The following is a 17,383-nucleotide window of genomic DNA, read 5'->3' on the forward strand; positions in this document are numbered from 1 at the left end:
CGATGGCTCGACGATGCTGCTCGCCAGAGCTCCGTCTCCGTCGTCGCCCGACCCGTACACGCCGAACAGACCACGGTCGGCCACGGCCCGACGGCGACCGCACTGACCCGGACGGACGCCACGCGGGAGCGGGGCTGGGGAGTCAGCCGACGGGGTCGTGGTCATCGTTCGTTGATGGTCTGGTCGCCACCGGCCTGATACACCCGGCCCTGCCCCGAAGCCTGCGCCCGCATCTGCACATTGCGCGCGCCATCCCCCGTCGAGACGACGCCGGTATTGTCCCCGCCGATGGCGATCGACCGCTCCCCCGAAGCCGACATGCCAGGCGGCGTCTCGGGCACGCCATCCGCTGGGTCAGCGGCGGCAGCGGTCGGCTGGGTACGGTCGGCGCGCAGCTGCAGCAGCAGTGCCACCACCGCGACCACCAGTCCGGCCGCGCCGATGAACATGCTGATCACGCTGGCCCGCTGATCCAGCACGCCCAGCACGTCCGGCGGGAGGCGTAGCGGGTCGGCGAAGAAGCCGATCAATCCCACGGCCGGTAACGCCGTCATCGCGACGATCACGGCGATGACCGCCCGCCGTCTGCCCCGTGACCGTGGGACGTGTCCGGATCCTGCTGCCGTCTTCGACATGCTTCCAGGGTGCTCCCGAACCACCATGAGCAGGACGCATAGTGACGAACGCGTTACCTTCGCCCGCGAGGTAGGCGTCGGCCGCTCCACGCCGTACCGGGCGCTGGAAGACGACGACCAACCCGCCACATCGGCCGCCGGGCCGGCGAGGTAGCGGTCTACGGCTGGTGCGACGGCGGGCCGTCGGGCAGGTCGCGGTCGGTGAACATGGCGATCAGGCGGCGCACCGGCATGCCGGCCTCCGTGGGGTAGCGGAAGTCCAGGTCCGTGTTGATGGTGTAGCGGTTGTGGCGGCCGACTCGTTCGCGGGTGAGGTATCCGGCATCGTGCAGGTCGTTGACGATGCTCTGTACGGTGCGCTCGGTGATGCCGATCCAGGAGGCGATCTCGCGCAGCCGTACCTCGGGGTTGCGGGCGATCTCCAGCAGCACGCGGGCGTGGTGGGTCAGGAAGGTCCAGGCCGGGGTCTCGTGACCGGGCTGCATGGCGCTCACGCTTTCAGTCCGTGGTGGCGGACGGTGTCGGGTAGTGGCTGGCATCAGAGTTTATAATGAAAGCTATTTCATGTAACCTTCTTCAGGGTTTACGGTTGAGAACGGCACCAAAGTCCCCGTACCGATCGAGGAGGCGGATACGCGATGTCTGAGCAGGCGGACGGCCGCCATGCCGAGGACCTGACCGCACGGATGACTGACGTGATCCCGCTACATCTGACCAGCCGAGCCCTGATCGGCGGCACCCTCATCGAGGTGGTGGGCGAGGTGGATGCCGCCACAGTCGCCCAACTGACCGCCTACATCGAGCGTGAGCATCCGGACGCCGGCCTGCCCCTGGTGCTGGATTTGTCCGGGGTGAGTTTCATGGACAGCTCCGGCCTGCATCTGCTCATCCAGCAGCACCACCGTCAAGATGAGCATGGCGCCGGCCTGCACCTGGCCGCCCCGCACAAACGGGTGAGGCGCATCCTGGAGATCACGGGCGTCGGTCAGTTGCTGCGCACCCATTCCGGGCTCGATCAGGCGCTGCTGGCCGCCGATCTGATCGATCCCATGCCGCGGTCCGCGGCATGACCTGACGCTCTGGCCATCGGCGGCTCGGCGACGGTGATCGCGCACGGGCCTGCATGCGTGCGGCTCGCCAGGCCGTCGGTGTCGGCTCCATTTACGCCCAGCGGGCATCGGACAGGTCCGGGGGCAAGGACGGCGCGAGGTCATAGTCCCGTGCTGGCAACTGTCGCCCCAGAAGGCCCGCATCTGTCGAGTCGGGCGACTCAAGGGCATCCCGGGATCATGCGTCCGCCATCTCGTCCTTGTGGCGGAACAGGATCCGGTATTCCTGAGGGGAGGTGCCGAGGTGCCGATGGAATGCGGCCCGCAAGGAAGCGGGAGCGCCGAGACCGGTCAGGCGGCCGATCTGCTCGATGGGCACGGTGGTCGCCTCCAGCAGTTCGCGTGCCCGGTCAATGCGAGCGTCGGTCAGCCAGGCCATGGGCGGAGTGCCGGTCTCCTCACGGAAGCGGCGGATCAGTGTCCGCCGCGACATATGGGCGCGTTCGGCGAGCTGGTCGACGGTCAGGGGCGTCGCAAGGTTGTCAAGCATCCACTCCCGCAGAGGTGCGAGTTCATCTCCGCTCGCTTCGGGGCGGAATTGTTCGATGAACTGTGCTTGGCCTCCCCGTCGCCGTGGCGGCGCGACGAGATCGCGTGCGTGCGTGTTCGCTGCTGCGGCGCCCAGGTCGGTGCGGATCAGGTGCAGGCACAGGTCAATTCCCGCGGTCACGCCGGCGGACGTGAGGATCTCGCCGTCGTCGACGTAGAGCTGATTCGGCAGGACATCGACGAGTGGGTAGCGCTGACGCAATTGCTCGGCGTGCCGCCAGTGTGTGGTCGCGCGGCGCCCGTCGAGCAGCCCGGCCGCGGCCAGGGCGAAGGCCGCGGTGCAGATGGAGACGAGTCGGGCGCCTCGGGCGTGAGCTGCTCGTAGTGCCGCCAGAAGCTCAGCGGACAGGGTCGCGTCAATGTGGTCGTAACCCGGAATGATCACAGTGGCGGCGTCGTCCAGCGCCTCGAGGCCGGCCGCGACGGTGATCGCGAAGCCGAACCCTGGCACCAGGCCGGTGTCGGTGTCACCGCACACCGTCAGCTCATAGTGGGGGTCCATGGCGAAGATCTGCGTCGCGGTACCGAACTCGAGCGGAAGCACACCGGGCAGTACGAGCACCGCAACGTGGTGTCTGTTTGTCATAGTGGCACGACTGTAGCGCTGGTTGGCATCCGTGCCACTTTTGGCAGGAGGGCCGGTTTCATAGTGTCGCGTCATGACCGGCATCCCCGCACTCTCGGAAGGCCTGCAGAACGAGGTACTCGCTCTTCCTGCCGGGCCGCTGGTTGAGGCAAGCCTCGCCGCGGCGCGTGCTGCGGTGCATCCGTCTGTGCTCAACCACTGCATTCGCGGTTTCTACTGGGCCCGCCTGTTCGCCGCCCACAAAGGCGTCCTGAACGACGCGGACTACGACGAGGAACTCCTCTTCGCCGCCCATGTGATGCACGACCTGGGTACAGGCCCCGACGCACCCGGCCGGCTCCGGTTCGAGATGGAAGGCGCCGATCTTGCCGCCATCGTGCTGACCGACCTCGGCGCTCCCGCCCGGGACGTCGACCGGGTCTGGGAGGCGATCGCTCTTCACACCACTCCGCAGATCCCCGAACGAATGGGGCTGCTGACCTACCTCACCTACGAAGGCATCTGGATAGATTTCGGCAAACATTTCGACCTCGTGGCCAAGGAACAGAGGCAGATCCATGCCGCCTACCCACGGCTCGAGATGGTCCGCCATCTGACCGGCGAAGTCCTCGCCCACGGAGCCCGCTCCGAGACCGCCGCCCCCGTACGCGATCGCCTACCACCTGGCGCGTGAGCGGGAAGCAGATGGAGTCACCTTCATGGAGCGTGGCGTAGCCAATGGCCCGTGGGTGGAGTAGGCGGAGGCCCTCGGCACCGGCTTCATGGTGACCGTTTCCGTCGACTGAACAGGGTCGCCTTTCGACCCGTCCCCTCCAACCAGGAAGCCGTCCTCCACGGCACCGACGCCATCGCCGAAATCCTCGACCTGCGCAGCATTCAGGTTGCCGAAGACTCACCCTGGTTTTGAGTATCCCGGGCGTTGCGCGAAAAGCCCGGGACTGTACCGCAAGAATCGGAGTTAAGCATGTCGGATTTTGTCGAATTCACATTCCGAGGGCAGCCGGGCTACAGCGAGCCGGCAGTCCGGGAGATCGTCACCAGTTCGATTCCCGTCAGGACGATCGCCATCTACTGCTTTGACCCCCGGGCAGCCGGCGTTGCGCAGGCAGTGGCCGATTACTTCGGTGACGAGGTCTACCCTGGTGACCTTGTCCTCGACGAGGCAGGCAGAAAGAGAGGTTCTACAGCGACGGTGTTCCCCCTCATCGTCGGGGGTGGACGCGCAGCGGATGCTCTTCGCTCGATCACGGTCTCCCAGCACCTCTTCGGAATCGAGCGGGTTGTCGTCGTACACCACTCCTTCTGCGGCGGTACCTCATTCACGGAGGAGGGGATCATCGATGCGTGGAAACGTGAACAGCACACCGATATCTCGTCTGCGTACGACTGGGACGGCATCTGCATCGCTGACTTCGAGAAATCACTCAACTACGACGTAAGCCTGATCCGCAACAGCCCAGGCACGCCGAAGCACGTTGAGATTCACGGCCTCTTCTACGACATCGATTCCGGCGAGCTGACAGAGGTCGTCCGGGACGTTCCGTAATCCAAGTGCACGTGCGGCGGGATGATCGGGGCGACGGTGATGGTGAGCTTGGGTTTGTGCTGGGTCGCGGTGGCGTCGGTGAAGGCGAACACGCCGTCGAACTGCTTTCCGGGACGCCGTAGACCAGAACGCGGCCGCGCCGCTGCTCGCAGGAAGAAAAGCGTGCACGAGGCGGCGGCCTGGCTGCCGAGCGCCCGGTCGGTGGCGGTATCCCAGCTTGCCTCCGCCACCCGGTGGGGCGCACGGTCGGGCCCGGTTGTGTCCACAAGGCGGTTCGTGAAGCAGAGCGGGATTCGTCGGGCCTGCGGCCGGCTGGCCGAACTGAGCGAGCGGGCGGGCGGCGAGCCGGTCACCTTAGCCCGGCGTGGCCCGGCGTGGCCCGGCGTGGCCCGGCGTGGCCCGGCGTGGCCCGGCCTGGCCCAACGTGGCCCGACGCGCCCCGGCGTGGCCTGGCATGGCCTGGGCCGCAGGGCGGCCGTCCTGCGGCCGGTCGAAGTGGCCGCCCCTGTGCGCCGGCCGAGGTGGGCCACCCCTGTGCGCTGGCCGGCCTGCGGGCCGCGTAGAGACGCGACGAAGAGCTGCGTGTCCGGGCCGAGGTGGATGACAGGTACGCCGCCGACCGGCTGGCCGATGCGCCGGCGCGGGCAGGGGCGGGCGGGTGCTTGTACGGACTTGTACGGATGATTCGGCCAGGGCTTCACCGGCCACGGAATTCTCGTCAGCGTGGTTCCAGCAACGACCCATCGCGGAGCGCGCGGCTTCGCGCAAGCAGGGAGGAACCCCGTTGTCCAGACTCATCAAGGCCGCGTTCGCCACGGCAGCGCTGTCCGGCGCTCTCGCGCTGACGATCACCGCCGCCGACGCCGTGTCCAGTTCCCAGACCGGCACGCAGACCAGCGCTCAGTCTTACACCGGGGAGAGCAGCCCATGGACCGCCCAGACGGTCGGAGCCTGGGGGAACATCCCGACGGCGTCTGTCAACGTCACCGTGCCCTCAGGGACGACGCGATTCGTCGACGCCCGCTTCACCGCCGAGTCCATTTGCGCCGGCGACGCCAGTGCATGGTGCTCCGTGCGCATCGTCGTGATCAACTCCGCGGGGACGACCACCGAGTTGCAACCGGTCACGAGCACGGACTACAGGTTCGACAGCCCCGGTGGCGTCGAGGAGGCCCACGCCCTCGAGCGCTTCTCTGCTCCCCTGGGCCCGGGCACCTACACCGTCCGGGTGCAAGCCCTGCGCATCACGGGCATCACTCAGTTCACCCTGGACGACTACGCGTTCGCGGTCGGCCTCGTCGAGCCCTAAGACATGATCATCAATAGGTCCCTGCGGACGTCTCCGCAGGGACCTATTGATCGTGAGATCAGGCGGCCGGGTCTCGCCGTGGCCTGCACGCCTTACCGGGCCAGCTCCACCATTCCGCCGGTTCCGCCGATGTCGACCTCTACCGGCATCGTGGGCTTTGCCGAACACCGGGGAAACGCCTTGAAGGCCGATCCACGTGCCTCACCTACCTGAAGAGATCATCGCGCTCTGACCTGTGAGAAGGGACCTCGAACCCTGGATGGCCAGCACTTCTTCCGCCCATTCGCGCGGATCACCTCACAGACCGAGCCGAAGCGAGTGGCGTTGTCAGCGAAGGATTTGGCCTCACCAGCGCGTAGCGAACGCTGCCCAGGTGTCGGCAGGCGGCTGGGGACAGCAGCCGGTCCTTGTGAGCGGCGAGTCCGCGCCGGCATGGGTCGGCGGCGCACGCAACAGGGCCGTTCTGGCCGGGAATGGCGAGTTTGCGTGATTGCAGCGTCAGTGCCGGCGTGAACAACAGCGGCTGCGTGCCTCTGGCGTCAGGCTTCACCGGTGGCGATGCGTTCGCCGAGCCCGGCCGGCGTGCCTGCCTCGTTCAACGACAGGTGATCGAGGCCAGCCGCGCCTGTCGCCGGGGTCGTGGCCTGGCTCTTGTCGGCTCCAGGTCACTCGTCCAGATTCGACATGGTGCTGTGTCCGAAGGGGATGACCATGGTCCAGCCCTCGACCAGGTCATTCATGATCTCACCGAACTTCTGCACCGGTCCGTTGTTGATGTGGCTCTCGAAGGCGGCCTCATCCGTGTAGACCTCGTAGACGTACATCACGTCAGGTTCCGTCTCGACCTCCCACAGGTCGAGTCGCAGCGTGCCCGGCTCGGATTCCCTGACCACCTGGGTGTTCCAGCGCGAAAGCTCCAGAAACTCCGATCGCTTTCCTGGTTTGATGACGAGCCTGACGAGTGCCCCGTACATCAGATGCTCCTGATCTTGGGCCGGCCGCTCTTTGCAGCCGGATCCGGGTGGGGGTTCTAGCGGGGGTTGTCGGCGCGCCAGGCGACGTAGTCGGCGACCGCCTTGGCGGTGTCGAAGGCCGGTGCGAAGCCGGTGTCGTGGGTGAGCCGGGTGGTGTCGAGGTAGGGGTTGTCGCCGGGGCCGGTCTGCCGTCCGGGCAGGAGGTCGAGCCGCAGGCCGGGAGTGATCGCCTGCACGGCGTCCGCAAGCTCGCGGTTGGTGAACGGTCGGCCGCTGGAGACGTTGTAGGTGTCGTGCCGCAGGGTTTCCGCGGTCGTCAGCAGGGCGATCGCGCGCCCGGCATCGGGTGCGTAGCAACTGTCGCCGCCGTCGTCGGCGTACAGCGGCTGCGGCTTCTCACCGCGGAGCACGGCGCTGATGTACGGCGGGATGTGGTTGAACGGTGATTCCGGGTCCATCAGCGGCCCCCAGATGCTCCCGATCCGGAGCACGACTGGCTGGACGCCGCTGCCCTGGAGGCTGTGCGTGGTCAATGGCTCGACGGCCTTCTTGAAGGCGACGATCAGGTGCGGCAGGTTCGCGGTGGGCAGCGCGAGCTCCTCGTGCCAGCGGGTCTCGCTCCGGCCGACGTACACGCCGAGGCTGCTCGCGACGGCGAACCTGCGCACGCCCCACGTGCGGGCGGCGTCCAGCGCGTTGAGCAGGCCGATCGTGTCCGTACGGAAGTAGCGGACCGGGTCCTCTCCGGGGATGCTGCCGGCGAGATGGACGACGTCGCTGATGTCGTGGCGATCGGCGAGGGCCAGGAAGGCGTCCCAGTCGGTGACGTCGAGAGGCTCCACGCTGACCCGGCCGGCGAGGAACGACGGGACCTCGGTCCGGCGGTGTGCGGTGACGACGACCTCGTGTCCGAGGTCGACGAGCGCGCGGGCGGTGTGCGCGCCGATCATGCCCAGCCCGCCGGTGACGAGGATCATCGGACCACCTCGTAGTGGAGGTGGGTGACACCCTGTGCCGGTACGGCCTCCAGCAGACGGAGGTGTACGTGCTCGGGCAGCGACTGGAAGAAGGGGCGGCCGCCGCCGAGCAGGATGGGTACCTGGTGGAGGATCACCTCGTCGACGAGCCCTGCCTTCAGGGCCTCGGTCGTGACGCCGCCGCCCATGAGGCCGACGTCCCGGCCGTCGGCGGCCTCGCGAGCCGCCGCGATCGCGTCTTTGATGCCAGTGGTGATGAGGGTTTGCCGGTCGGTCATCTCCGGCGCGGCCCGGTGGCTGAGGACGACGAGCCGGGCTTTCGGGTGTGGGCTGCCGCCTCCGAAACGGTCGGAATCCTCGTAGGTGTTGCGCCCTGCGACGACCGCGCCCGCACGTGCGGCGAGAGCGTCGAAGACGCGGGCGCTCGGCTCGCTCAGTTTGAACCCGTCGAAGACCCGGCTGGGTGTGTCGCCGTTGAAGTACCAGTCGAACAGCATCGTTGCGTCTCCCAGCCCGCGTCCGGCGCCGGGGTCGCGGCCGGTGATGTAGCCGTCGACCGACACCGCGTGGGCGGCGATGACCTTGCTCATGGCGGCAATTCCTTTCTGGAGTTCCTTGAAGAGACTCTATGACCGTAACACTTGAAGTTCCTTAAGGGAACTCCAATGGGTAGACTGATCCCATGCAACGCACCAACTTCGGCGACATGGCCTGCTCCATCGCCCGCACCCTCGACGTCATCGGAGAGCCCTGGTCACCCCTGATCCTGCGCGACGTATGGGCCGGCCTGAACCGGTTCGACCACCTCCAGGCCGACCTCGGGATCTCCCGCAAAGTGCTGACCGAACGCCTCAACCACCTCGTCGGCCAAGGCGTCCTCGAACGCCGCCCCTACGACAACCGGCCACGCCACGAGTACCACCTGACCGTCAAAGGCACCGAACTGGTCGACCTGCTCATGGTCATGGCCGGCTGGGGCGACAAATGGCTCGCGGGCGAGGCCGGACCGCCCGTGCTCTACCGCCACCACGCATGCGGCGAGATCAGCCGTACCGACCTGCGCTGCGCCCACTGCGGCGAGCCGATGCACGCCGGCGACGTCGACCTGCTGCCAGGCCCAGGAGCGGCCACGTGATCGAGACCGGTTCCCCAGCTCGCCGGGAGGCACATGCCCTCCCGTGCGACGAGGTAGGGCCGGCCACAGCACGAACACGTCCACGGACACCAGCGGCGACGACAGAGGGAACACCGCGGGACCGAGCCACCGCCTCGGTTCCGGCCCGCGGCGCAGTGCGATCGATGATCATGATTGCGCTCCTTCCGGTTGCCGAGAAGTCTCGCGGCTCCGCCGCTCGACCGACAGATGCCGATGTGGACTGTCATCGGTGATGAACGCCATCGCGAGTTCGGTGATATTTGCATCTGTTCCCGGAGGCCCGCCGCCGCAAGGCGGCCCGGGTATCCAGTCGGGAAAGCCGCGCATTTGCGGGTCGGCGGCAGGGCGACGGCGAGCGGGTACGGGTGGAGACCGGCCCGGCGCCGGTGACGCCTGATCTGCGAAAAGGAAACGTTCTACGCCCTCGCGAAGGGGCAGGTCACCGTCGATGACGCGGTGGCTTCAGGACGACCTGTCGTGGAGCCGCTCGGCAGTTCTTCGAGCTGTTCCGCCTGCCCGACGGACATCGCACGACCGCGCACTGAGTCCGTGCGGCGCCCGCGCAAAGGACTCCGCACTTCTCCAGAAACGGAAACCGTGATGGAACGCAATCTTCTGGTGATCGGGGCGACCGGAAAGACCGGTCGCCACACCGCCGAACTGCTGCTTCAGCGCGGCCACCACGTCCGCGCGCTCGTCCGCCGGGTCGATGAGCGCTCCGAGAGGCTCGCCGGACTCGGGGCGCAGATCGTGGAAGGCGACGTCCTCGACCTCAACTCCTTGGCGGAGGCGACGAAAGGGATCGAGGCCCTGTACTTCACCTACCCGATCCTTCCCGGCCTGATGGACGCCACGGCGAACGTGGCCCTGGCTGCGGAGGAGCACGGCGTACAGGCGATCGTGAACATGTCGCAAATCTCCGCCCGCCGCGACTCCGCCAGCAACGCGGCGCGCCAGCACTGGGTCGCGGAACGTGTGCTGGACCGCTTCCCGGTGGCCGTCACCCACATCCGTCCGACCTTCTTCGCCCAGTGGCTGATCAACACCTGGGCCGACGGGACCGGCGAACTGCGGCTGCCCTTCGCCGACGGACGCCATGCCCCGATCGCTGAAAGCGACCAGGCAAGGGTGATCGCGGCCATCCTGGAGGACCCCGCCCCGCACGCCGGCAAGATCTACCCGCTGTACGGGCCGGTGGAGCTCAACCACTACGAGATCGCCGAGAAGATGTCGCAGGCGCTCGGCCGTCAGGTCACCTACGTGCCCATCAGCCTCGACGAGTTCAGAACCATCCTCGAGGGCCGCGGCGCCTCGGAACACCTCATCCAGCACCTTCTCGCCGTCGCGGTCGACTACCGCAACGGCATCTTCGCCGGCACCAGCGATGTCGTGAAGAAGATCGGCGGCACCGACCCCCTCGATGTCGAGAGCTTCGTCGCCCAGAACCGGGCGGCCTTCGACCTGCGCACCGCCTGAAACCCAGGATCGTCCCGTGGGTTCGGCCTGGAAATCACGCGCGGAGCTCGCGGCAGGACATCAGGTGGTGGCATCCGCGAGCAGTTCCCCGATGGGGACAACTGTCCGTGCCGTCGGATGTGACCGACCCCGGGAGCATCCAGGCGGCAGTCGAACGGTTCGGACGCATCGACGTCCTGGTCAACAACGCCGGCACCGGCCTGCTCGCCGCCGAGGAAGATTCCAACGAAGCCACGGTGCGCGCGCCGTGCTGCCGCTACTGCGGCGCCTGCGTTCCGGGCACGTCAGCTCCGTCGTGGGCTTCGCCACCGCGCCGGGCCTCTTCCGCATCGATGTGATCGACGACTACGCCGACACCATGCCTGAAGCCGCTACGGGGCTCAAACACAGCTCGTCCAGCCCCCGGGCAGCCCCGCACGGAAGCGGTGCCCCGTGCCCTGGAGCTCGGTGAGGGCGGCGGCGGGGATCTTCGGCGAGCCGGATCTCTGGGGGGCGACCTTTGTCGTGATTGCCCGCGGCGAACGGCTGTCTGCCATCACACGGCGGTTGGGCCGCCGCGGGGAACTTCGCGGCAACGGAAGCATCGGCGATGTCGTCCAGGCGGGCATCCCTCACCGGTCGTTGTGCGTAGTTCCCCGCGTTGCCGGGCCGGAGGCTGCAAGAGCCGTGGCGGGCCGAAAAGGCTGTGCGCCTGTCGGTCAGTAGCCGACGGTGAAGCGCCGCCCACGGTGCCTGGGCTGCTCGATCTCGTCGACGAGGGCGACCGCGTAGTCCTCCACGGTGATGGTGCTGTTGCCGTCGTCGTCGGTGATGAGGTCGTCCAGGGCGGTGCGGTAGCTGCCGGTGCGGGTGCCGGGCTCGATCATGGCCGCGGGGCTGATGTTGGTCCAGTCGACGTCGGTGACGGTCCGGTAGTAGTCGAGGGCGTCGCCGTGGGCGTGCATGATCTGCAGCAGGAAGTCGGGCAGGCCCGGGGCGTCCCACACCTGCTTGCCGTCGGGGGTGCGCAGGGACCCGGCGCCGCCGACGGTGATCAGGCGGGGTGCCTGCCCGCCGAGCGTCCGCAGTCCTTCGGTGAGGGCGACGGCGGCAGGCTTGATGGTGGCGATGTGGCCGGGGCCGTCACCGCCGCCGACAGCGCTGACGACGACGTCGCCGCCCTTCGCGGCGGCGGCGACCGACTGGACGTCGAGGACGTCGCCGGTGGTGACGGTCAGGTTCGCGTGGTGTTCGGTGACCTTGGCGGGGTCGCGGACGACGGCGGTGACGGTGTGGCCGCGGTCGAGGGCCTCGCGGACGATGGCGGAGCCGATGGTGCCGTTGGCGCCGAAGACAGCGATGTTCGTCATGGCAGTGTTTTCCTTTGTGATCTGTTGTGGTGGTTCGGGGGGGTGGTCAGGCGGAGGTGGGGGCCATGTGCCGGTCGAGGGCCTCGGTGAGCTCGAGGGCGCTGGAGATCGGCCCGCCGAGCCGGTGGATGCCGGTGGGGGTGTGCAGGAGCAGGGTCGGGTAGGCGTCGACGCCGAGCCGGCGCAGTTCCCGGAAGCCGTCTTCGGCTTCGGTGCGGGTGGCCGGGTCGAGGATGGCTTCGGCGACGGCGTCGGCGTCGAGGCCGTGCCCGGTGGCGATGGACCGGTACACGTCGAGGTCGGAGAGGCTGTGGCCGTCGACGCACCAGGCGCGCTGGAGCGCGCTCGCCAGTTCCAGGACGCGTCCGGGAGCCTGGCGGCTCAACGCGACCAGGCCGACGGCGGCGTCGGTGGAGTCCAGCACCAGGGTCCCCTCGGCCAGGGCGTGCTTGTAGCCCTCCCCGAAGGTGACCCCGGTGGCGGCGGCGATGCGCCGGCTGGCGGCCGGGATGTGCGGGTACGCCGCCACGGGCAGGGCGCGCGGGCCGGAGAAGAGGCCCCCGGACAACACCCGCAGATCGATACGGTCCGCGTTGCCGTCGGCGAACTGCCGCAGCGCCGGGCCCAAGCCGTAGCACCAGCCGCAGTAGGCGTCGAACGCGTACGTCAGACGGAAACGGTCTGTCATTCGGGCCTCCTGACATTGGTAGAAGTCAGTCATCGATATCGGCCGGGAGCTGCGACGTCCTTGCCGTCGCATATGCTCTCGACTGAGTTCAACCATAGGAGCCGCGAAAGGTTCCGCCCAGGTACGGTGAGGTCTCGTCGTGGTGAAAAACGGACACGAAGCGATCCCGGAGATCCAGTACGTCCCGCCGGCGGCCGGCGCGGCCGGTGTCGAAGTGATGCCGATCGCCGAGCTGCGCCGCCGCCTGCATCGCCACGGCGGGACGGAAGGCGCCCGGGACGCCGAGGGAGCGGGCCGCGCACAGCGCCCGGATTTCCACCTGCTCCTCACGGTGGAACAGGGGCTGCTGTGGCACATGATCGACTTCGCCGACTACGCCGCCACCGACAGCACCTGGCTGTGGGTCCGCCCCGGCCAGGTACAGCGCTTCGGCGACCTCAGCGCGGCGACCGGCACTGTGGTGCTGTTCCAGCCCGACTTCCTCGACCCCGCCACCGCCGCCGACGTCCGCCTCGACGACCCCTTCGGACGTACCCTGTGGCAGATCACCGCAGAGGACGCCCCCGCCCTGCACCGGGCCCTCGACCACCTCGCCCACGAATACGGCACCACCCACATGCCGGCCCCCACCCGCTCCGCCATCCTCCAGCGGCTGCTCGCCGTGCTCCTGCTGCGCCTGACCCACTTGACCGCACCCGTGGGCACCCTGCCCGCCGAGCACGCGGAGACCTTCCAGCGCTTCCGCGCCGCCGTCGAAACCGGCTTCACCCAGGCCCGCGACGTCGCACACTACGCACGCGCCCTCGGATACTCGCCGCGCACCCTGACCCGGGCCGCGCTCGCCGCGGCCGGCGTCGGCGCCAAGGAGTTCATCGACCGTCGCGTCGTGCTGGAGGCCAAACGCCTCCTCGCCCACGGCGAAGAACCCGTCGCGGGCATCGGGGCCCGCCTCGGCTTCCTCGACGCCAGCAACTTCGTCAAGTACTTCGTCCAGCGCACCGGCACCACACCAGCCACCTTCCGTAGCCGGTACCGCCCGGCCCGGGCCGCCCGCTGAAGCCGCCAGACATACCTTCAGGCGGCGCCGTCCACCAAGAACGAGGCGCGGTGCGCTCCCTGGGCGCGATCAATCACGCGGCACACACCGGGCGTGACCCGATCCTGGCGATGCATGGCACTCGGGCCTCTTCTCGTTCTTGCTCCGCCCTCATACCTTCGGCGCATGAACGACATATTCGCCCTGCCCACGGGGCCGCTGGCCGAGGCGGGCCTCGCCCTCGTACAGAAGACGGAGAGCGCGCCGATCGCCGACCACAGCATCCGCAGCTTCCTGTTCGCCCGCCTGCTGGCCGAGCAGGAAGGCTGCCTGAACGATGCGGCTTACGACGAGAACCTGCTCTTCGCCGCCTGCGTGATGCACGATCTGGGGCTGGGCACCCTCGCGGCCGGCCAGGCCCGGTTCGAAGTGGAAGGCGCCGATCTGGCGGCATCCGTGCTGACCGAGCACGGCATCGCCACGGCGGACGTCGACCGGGTGTGGGAAGCGATTGCCCTGCACTCCTCCCTGGGCATTGCCGACCGGCGCGGGCTGCTGACCTACCTGACGCACAAGGGTGTCTTCTCCGACGCCGGCGTCTTCACCGACCTCGGCGCCGCGATGCTCCAGCAGGTCTACGCCACATACCCCCGGCCCGCCGACGACCGCTCTGTCACGGACGCGATCGTCGAGCATGCCTCCCGATCCCGGGCCGCGGCACCGCCGTACTCGATCGCAGCCGAGTTGCTGCGCCGGCGGCAGGCCGGAGCGTGACCTCTGAGAGCCCGCACATGACCTGTTGACCGTGCGGTCCCGGGCCGAGCCAGCTTGACGTTGGAGATCACCGCGCCCCACCACATCGCCGGCACCAGTTCGGAATTCCGATGTTCGTACGGTGCATCGCTTGCCGTACAGCGTATCGCTCCCTTCACCCGGTGGAGTGAATGGGTTCCCTCGTACGAGGGAGGCGCGCCATCGGCCCTTGACGGGAGCCTTGCGGTGTCACGGATGTTCGACGTCGGGAGGGCGTGTGGCTGCTTCGCTGCGGGTTCGGAGGGCGGTGTATCTGCTGCTGTGCGGGCTCCTGCCGTGGGCGGGGGTGAAGACGGTGTGGACTCTGGGCGGTGATGCCCTTGGAGTGAGCGGGGAGGCCTGGCTGCGGGGGGTCGAGAGCGATGGGGATGCCGTCTATCAGGCGCTGGCGGCCGTTGGCATTGACCTGACGGTGCTGGCGGCGCTGCTTGGCGTGTTTCTCGCTCTTGGGCTGGTGCATCGGTGGGGAATGGTCTTTCCGCGGTGGACCCTGTTTCTCGCCGGGCGGCGGGTGCCCGCCTTCCTGCCCCTGGTCCCGGCCTGGGGGGTGGGGCTGTGCCTCGGCGTGTACGGGGTTGTGCTGCTGGTCCTGGCGCCGCTCAGCGTTGTCGGGGTGATTCCGCGGTTCGCGCCACCGGCGCCCTTCACCAGCAGCGGGGACGTGACGTGGATGATCTTGTTTGGCGGGCTGGCCTTCGGAGGGCTCGGGGGTGCTCTCGTCGTGGGAGCGTGGTCCTACGGACGGCGCGTGTCTGCGGCGAAGCGGGCCGCCGTGGAACCGGACGTGCCCTGAGGCTGCCCCGCCGCAGCTCCCGTCCCGGTCCGCGCGCCACGCCCGGCAAAGACGGGCCCGCCGTCCGGCGTACGCCCATGAAACGGCTGCCGTCGATCGGCGGCGGGTCGAGCACGGCGGGCTCGTTCCGTCGCGGGACTCGGCGGTGCAGGGCGGTCCTGCTCGGCGTCGTGATGGTCATCACCGGCGCCAGTTGGCGGCGTAGGAAGCGGCGGGCGGCGGGGAAAGCCCATGAGCAGGCCGTGCCCATCCGCGGAGACTTGGCCGAGGCTTTCCCCCAGCATTGTCCTGGTCCAGGACTGTTTCACTACTTTGGGGGTGTGGGCAGCTATTTGTCGAAATTGCGCCCGCGGTCGATTCGCGGGCGGCTCACGATCTTGAGCGTCGTCTGCACGCTGCTGGTCCTCATACCCATGGCCCTGTTGATGAGCAAGATGATCTCAGAGGCGATCGCCGACATGGCATGGCAGGACACGCAGCAACAGGCGGTGCTGGCGGCCGCCGCCGTACGCGCGGGTGTCCTGCCTCGCACGGTCAAGCCGTCGGTGCCCGGGGTCGATCTGTTGCAGGTCGTGAGTCCCAGCGGGCATGTGCTCGCGGCGTCCCCGACGGCCGGCAGCGAGCCGATGGAGAAGCTGGTGCCCTCTTCCGGCGGTTCGATGGAGAACAGCCAGACCTGCGCCAACCCCGCGCCAGGCTGCCTGCGCATCACCGCGCTCCGGGTGGACGGGCCCGGGTCCCCGATCGTCTACGCCGCCCGGCGCACCACGACGCTGACGTCCACCACGTTCGTCGACTCCATCGTGGCGGCGCAGGCCGCCATCCTGGTCGCCGGCGTCGGGTGGATCGCCTGGGAGGTCACCGGGCGCATCCTGCGACCCGTGGAGGCCGTCCGGTCCCAGCTCGCCACGATCACCCTCAACCATCTGAGCGATCGCATCACCGAGCCGAAAGGCGACGACGAGATCGCCAAGCTGATCCATACGCTCAATCAGACGCTGCTGCGGCTGGAGCGGGCCACCTACGAACAGCGGCGGTTCGTGGCCGACGCCTCGCACGAACTGCGCACCCCGCTGGCCGGGCTGCGCGTCAAGCTGGAGGAGGCCCAGATATATCCGCAGGGCCGGGACGTGGATGGGCTGCTCACCGAGACCTTGGGCGACGTCGACCGGCTGCAGGCGATCATGGGGGATCTGCTCATGCTCGCCGGGCTCGGATCCAGCACATCCGCGGCGCGCGAGAAGGTGGACCTGGGGGACCTGACCCGTACGGAACTGGGCCGGCGCGCCGACCGGATCCCGGTCCGGGCGAGCCTGGCGGAAGGTGTCACGGTGCAGGGGGTGTCCAGCCAGCTCACCCGCGTGCTGACGAACCTGCTGGACAACGCCCAGCGGCATGCCCGCGAAAAGATCGAGGTCGAGGTGCACCGCGATGGGGGGCAGGCCATCATGGCGGTCGGCGACGACGGCCCGGGCATCCCCGAGGAAGATCGCGAGCGGGTCTTCGAACGGTTCACCCGGCTGGACACGGCCCGCAGCCGCGGGCACGGCGGCACCGGTCTGGGCCTGGCGATCGCCTCCGACGTCGTACGCTCCCACTCGGGAACCATCGCCGTCCTGGACTCCGCCTACGGCGGCGCCTGCTTCGAGGTGCGCCTTCCCCTCGCGCCTTAGTGCCGCCTTCCGCAAAGGGCATGGACCGACCGTCGGCGCAGGTCGCCCCTCGGCGGACGTCCCCAGCCGGGGGGGTGGCAGCGCAGGGGCGGTGTCACCCGCGACGGCCGGAGCCGAAGCCGGCGGCGGCGAACTGCTCCGCCGTCGGCGCGCGTTCAGGGTCGGTGAGCCATTGCGAGGCGAGCCCGACGAGCAGGGCGAGGTAGTGTGATCCGGCCGCCTGGACCTCCCCCGGATCGCTGTCCGGCCCGAGGCCGGCGAACGCCCGCGCCAGCGATGCCCGCGCGAGCTCCTGACCGCCGGCGATCATCCCCCGGATCTCCTCGTCCTGCCGCGCGGACGCCACGGATTCGAAGTTGACGAACCACAGCGATCGGTTGGCCTGGATCGAGTCGATGATCCGTCCCCACAGGGCTTCCTGATCGCCGGACCGCGTCCCGGCGGGTTCTTCGAGCACGGCGAACAGCAGCTCACCCCACTCCGTGTTGAGATCGCGCAGGGCCCGCGTGAGCAGTCGCTCCTTGGACCCGAAGTGGTAGTTGATCGACGCCTGGTTCGCCCCTGACGCCGCGACCAGGTCTCGCACGGTGGTGTGCGCGTACCCCTTGGTCAGCAGGCAGTCGCGCGCCGCCAGCAGCAGCTTGTCCTTCGCACTCACATGCCCTACGGTATCAAATAAACGTTCGTTTAAGATGTTCGTTTAAAACAATCATT

At 68.5% G+C, this 17,383-nt stretch carries 21 protein-coding genes; 11 read left to right on the top strand and 10 right to left on the bottom strand.

Annotated features, from left to right (window positions below):
- Positions 1 to 161: 161 nt before the first annotated feature.
- Together AB0J87_RS23415 and AB0J87_RS23420 are read right to left on the bottom strand one after the other, a co-directional pair.
- Positions 162 to 566, bottom strand: coding sequence for a hypothetical protein (locus AB0J87_RS23415; protein WP_363968222.1), 405 nt, complete (start codon positions 564 to 566; stop codon positions 162 to 164).
- A 227-nt stretch (positions 567 to 793) separates the two neighbouring features.
- The gene (locus tag AB0J87_RS23420; RefSeq protein ID WP_355212670.1) at positions 794 to 1,120 is read right to left on the bottom strand and encodes a helix-turn-helix domain-containing protein; all 327 of its coding nucleotides are present in this window, start codon (positions 1,118 to 1,120) and stop codon (positions 794 to 796) included.
- Between the two features lie 153 nt (positions 1,121 to 1,273).
- Here AB0J87_RS23420 and AB0J87_RS23425 point away from each other — a divergent pair, with 153 nt between their 5' ends.
- Positions 1,274 to 1,705, top strand: a complete 432-nt coding sequence (locus AB0J87_RS23425) for an STAS domain-containing protein (protein ID WP_363968224.1) — start codon at positions 1,274 to 1,276, stop codon at positions 1,703 to 1,705.
- Positions 1,706 to 1,922: 217 nt separating this feature from the next.
- Here AB0J87_RS23425 and AB0J87_RS23430 read toward each other — a convergent pair whose 3' ends face one another.
- The gene (locus tag AB0J87_RS23430) at positions 1,923 to 2,855 is read right to left on the bottom strand and encodes a helix-turn-helix domain-containing protein (RefSeq protein WP_363968226.1); all 933 of its coding nucleotides are present in this window, start codon (positions 2,853 to 2,855) and stop codon (positions 1,923 to 1,925) included.
- A gap of 97 nt (positions 2,856 to 2,952) precedes the next feature.
- Between AB0J87_RS23430 and AB0J87_RS23435 the strand changes: the two genes are divergently transcribed.
- Both AB0J87_RS23435 and AB0J87_RS23440 read left to right on the top strand, forming a co-directional pair.
- Positions 2,953 to 3,552, top strand: coding sequence for an HD domain-containing protein (locus tag AB0J87_RS23435; protein WP_363968228.1), 600 nt, complete (start codon positions 2,953 to 2,955; stop codon positions 3,550 to 3,552).
- Between the two features lie 291 nt (positions 3,553 to 3,843).
- Positions 3,844 to 4,425, top strand: a complete 582-nt coding sequence (locus tag AB0J87_RS23440; protein ID WP_363968230.1) for a carbonic anhydrase — start codon at positions 3,844 to 3,846, stop codon at positions 4,423 to 4,425.
- Here the strand turns inward: AB0J87_RS23440 and AB0J87_RS23445 are convergent.
- The gene (locus AB0J87_RS23445) at positions 4,374 to 4,778 is read right to left on the bottom strand and encodes a hypothetical protein (protein WP_363968232.1); all 405 of its coding nucleotides are present in this window, start codon (positions 4,776 to 4,778) and stop codon (positions 4,374 to 4,376) included. The two genes, AB0J87_RS23440 and AB0J87_RS23445, sit on opposite strands and share 52 nt — an antisense overlap.
- A gap of 431 nt (positions 4,779 to 5,209) precedes the next feature.
- On the opposite strand from AB0J87_RS23445, the gene AB0J87_RS23450 reads away from it, so the two are divergent.
- On the top strand, positions 5,210 to 5,734 hold the full coding sequence (locus AB0J87_RS23450) for a hypothetical protein (RefSeq protein ID WP_363968233.1): 525 nt from the start codon (positions 5,210 to 5,212) through the stop codon (positions 5,732 to 5,734).
- Positions 5,735 to 6,399: 665 nt separating this feature from the next.
- On the opposite strand, the gene AB0J87_RS23455 is transcribed toward AB0J87_RS23450, so the two are convergent.
- From AB0J87_RS23455 to AB0J87_RS23465, 3 genes are read right to left on the bottom strand one after another with little or no spacing between them, the layout of a single operon-like run.
- Positions 6,400 to 6,708 carry a putative quinol monooxygenase gene (locus AB0J87_RS23455; RefSeq protein ID WP_363968235.1) on the bottom strand — a complete coding sequence of 103 codons (309 nt, stop codon included), beginning with the start codon at positions 6,706 to 6,708 and terminating at the stop codon, positions 6,400 to 6,402.
- A gap of 56 nt (positions 6,709 to 6,764) precedes the next feature.
- On the bottom strand, positions 6,765 to 7,685 hold the full coding sequence (locus AB0J87_RS23460) for an NAD(P)-dependent oxidoreductase (protein ID WP_363968237.1): 921 nt from the start codon (positions 7,683 to 7,685) through the stop codon (positions 6,765 to 6,767).
- A complete protein-coding gene (locus AB0J87_RS23465) occupies positions 7,682 to 8,275 on the bottom strand; it encodes a dihydrofolate reductase family protein (RefSeq protein ID WP_363968238.1) in 594 nt (197 codons plus the stop codon). Before AB0J87_RS23465 ends, AB0J87_RS23460 begins: the two co-directional genes overlap by 4 nt.
- Before the next feature lie 92 nt (positions 8,276 to 8,367).
- On the opposite strand from AB0J87_RS23465, the gene AB0J87_RS23470 reads away from it, so the two are divergent.
- The 3 genes from AB0J87_RS23470 to AB0J87_RS23480 all read left to right on the top strand — a co-directional run bounded on the left by AB0J87_RS23470 (position 8,368) and on the right by AB0J87_RS23480 (position 10,655).
- Positions 8,368 to 8,820: a helix-turn-helix domain-containing protein gene (locus tag AB0J87_RS23470; protein ID WP_363968240.1), complete on the top strand. Its 453-nt coding sequence runs from the start codon at positions 8,368 to 8,370 to the stop codon at positions 8,818 to 8,820.
- A gap of 570 nt (positions 8,821 to 9,390) precedes the next feature.
- Positions 9,391 to 10,317: an NmrA family NAD(P)-binding protein gene (locus AB0J87_RS23475; protein WP_363968242.1), complete on the top strand. Its 927-nt coding sequence runs from the start codon at positions 9,391 to 9,393 to the stop codon at positions 10,315 to 10,317.
- Positions 10,318 to 10,424: 107 nt separating this feature from the next.
- Entirely contained in the window at positions 10,425 to 10,655 is a 231-nt protein-coding gene (locus tag AB0J87_RS23480; RefSeq protein ID WP_363968244.1) for a hypothetical protein, read from the top strand.
- 360 nt (positions 10,656 to 11,015) lie between these two features.
- Here AB0J87_RS23480 and AB0J87_RS23485 read toward each other — a convergent pair whose 3' ends face one another.
- Positions 11,016 to 11,666 (bottom strand): NAD(P)H-binding protein, encoded by a 651-nt coding sequence (locus AB0J87_RS23485; protein ID WP_350741353.1) that lies wholly within the window; start codon positions 11,664 to 11,666, stop codon positions 11,016 to 11,018.
- A 46-nt stretch (positions 11,667 to 11,712) separates the two neighbouring features.
- Positions 11,713 to 12,354: a DsbA family protein gene (locus tag AB0J87_RS23490; protein ID WP_363968246.1), complete on the bottom strand. Its 642-nt coding sequence runs from the start codon at positions 12,352 to 12,354 to the stop codon at positions 11,713 to 11,715.
- A 139-nt stretch (positions 12,355 to 12,493) separates the two neighbouring features.
- Here AB0J87_RS23490 and AB0J87_RS23495 point away from each other — a divergent pair, with 139 nt between their 5' ends.
- From AB0J87_RS23495 to AB0J87_RS23510, 4 genes are all read left to right on the top strand, one after another.
- Positions 12,494 to 13,411 carry a helix-turn-helix domain-containing protein gene (locus AB0J87_RS23495; RefSeq protein ID WP_363968248.1) on the top strand — a complete coding sequence of 306 codons (918 nt, stop codon included), beginning with the start codon at positions 12,494 to 12,496 and terminating at the stop codon, positions 13,409 to 13,411.
- A 165-nt stretch (positions 13,412 to 13,576) separates the two neighbouring features.
- Positions 13,577 to 14,164 (top strand): HD domain-containing protein, encoded by a 588-nt coding sequence (locus AB0J87_RS23500; protein WP_363968250.1) that lies wholly within the window; start codon positions 13,577 to 13,579, stop codon positions 14,162 to 14,164.
- Between the two features lie 286 nt (positions 14,165 to 14,450).
- The gene (locus AB0J87_RS23505; protein WP_363968252.1) at positions 14,451 to 14,996 is read left to right on the top strand and encodes a hypothetical protein; all 546 of its coding nucleotides are present in this window, start codon (positions 14,451 to 14,453) and stop codon (positions 14,994 to 14,996) included.
- Positions 14,997 to 15,421: 425 nt separating this feature from the next.
- Positions 15,422 to 16,669 carry a HAMP domain-containing sensor histidine kinase gene (locus AB0J87_RS23510; RefSeq protein ID WP_363968254.1) on the top strand — a complete coding sequence of 416 codons (1,248 nt, stop codon included), beginning with the start codon at positions 15,422 to 15,424 and terminating at the stop codon, positions 16,667 to 16,669.
- A 94-nt stretch (positions 16,670 to 16,763) separates the two neighbouring features.
- On the opposite strand, the gene AB0J87_RS23515 is transcribed toward AB0J87_RS23510, so the two are convergent.
- Positions 16,764 to 17,327, bottom strand: coding sequence for a TetR/AcrR family transcriptional regulator (locus AB0J87_RS23515; RefSeq protein WP_363968256.1), 564 nt, complete (start codon positions 17,325 to 17,327; stop codon positions 16,764 to 16,766).
- Positions 17,328 to 17,383: the final 56 nt, after the last annotated feature.

Origin of the sequence: Nonomuraea sp. NPDC049625 (assembly GCF_040675285.1) — a bacterium.
Classification (GTDB): Bacteria; Actinomycetota; Actinomycetes; order Streptosporangiales; family Streptosporangiaceae; genus Nonomuraea; species Nonomuraea angiospora_A.

Coding starts and splice junctions, on each gene's coding strand:
- AB0J87_RS23420 (WP_355212670.1), bottom strand. CDS start 1,120: ATGCAGCCCGGTCACGAGACCCCGGCCTGGACCTTCCTGACCCACCAC.
- AB0J87_RS23425 (WP_363968224.1), top strand. CDS start 1,274: ATGTCTGAGCAGGCGGACGGCCGCCATGCCGAGGACCTGACCGCACGG.
- AB0J87_RS23435 (WP_363968228.1), top strand. CDS start 2,953: ATGACCGGCATCCCCGCACTCTCGGAAGGCCTGCAGAACGAGGTACTC.
- AB0J87_RS23440 (WP_363968230.1), top strand. CDS start 3,844: ATGTCGGATTTTGTCGAATTCACATTCCGAGGGCAGCCGGGCTACAGC.
- AB0J87_RS23455 (WP_363968235.1), bottom strand. CDS start 6,708: ATGTACGGGGCACTCGTCAGGCTCGTCATCAAACCAGGAAAGCGATCG.
- AB0J87_RS23460 (WP_363968237.1), bottom strand. CDS start 7,685: ATGATCCTCGTCACCGGCGGGCTGGGCATGATCGGCGCGCACACCGCC.
- AB0J87_RS23465 (WP_363968238.1), bottom strand. CDS start 8,275: ATGAGCAAGGTCATCGCCGCCCACGCGGTGTCGGTCGACGGCTACATC.
- AB0J87_RS23470 (WP_363968240.1), top strand. CDS start 8,368: ATGCAACGCACCAACTTCGGCGACATGGCCTGCTCCATCGCCCGCACC.
- AB0J87_RS23485 (WP_350741353.1), bottom strand. CDS start 11,666: ATGACGAACATCGCTGTCTTCGGCGCCAACGGCACCATCGGCTCCGCC.
- AB0J87_RS23490 (WP_363968246.1), bottom strand. CDS start 12,354: ATGACAGACCGTTTCCGTCTGACGTACGCGTTCGACGCCTACTGCGGC.
- AB0J87_RS23500 (WP_363968250.1), top strand. CDS start 13,577: ATGAACGACATATTCGCCCTGCCCACGGGGCCGCTGGCCGAGGCGGGC.
- AB0J87_RS23510 (WP_363968254.1), top strand. CDS start 15,422: ATGAGCAAGATGATCTCAGAGGCGATCGCCGACATGGCATGGCAGGAC.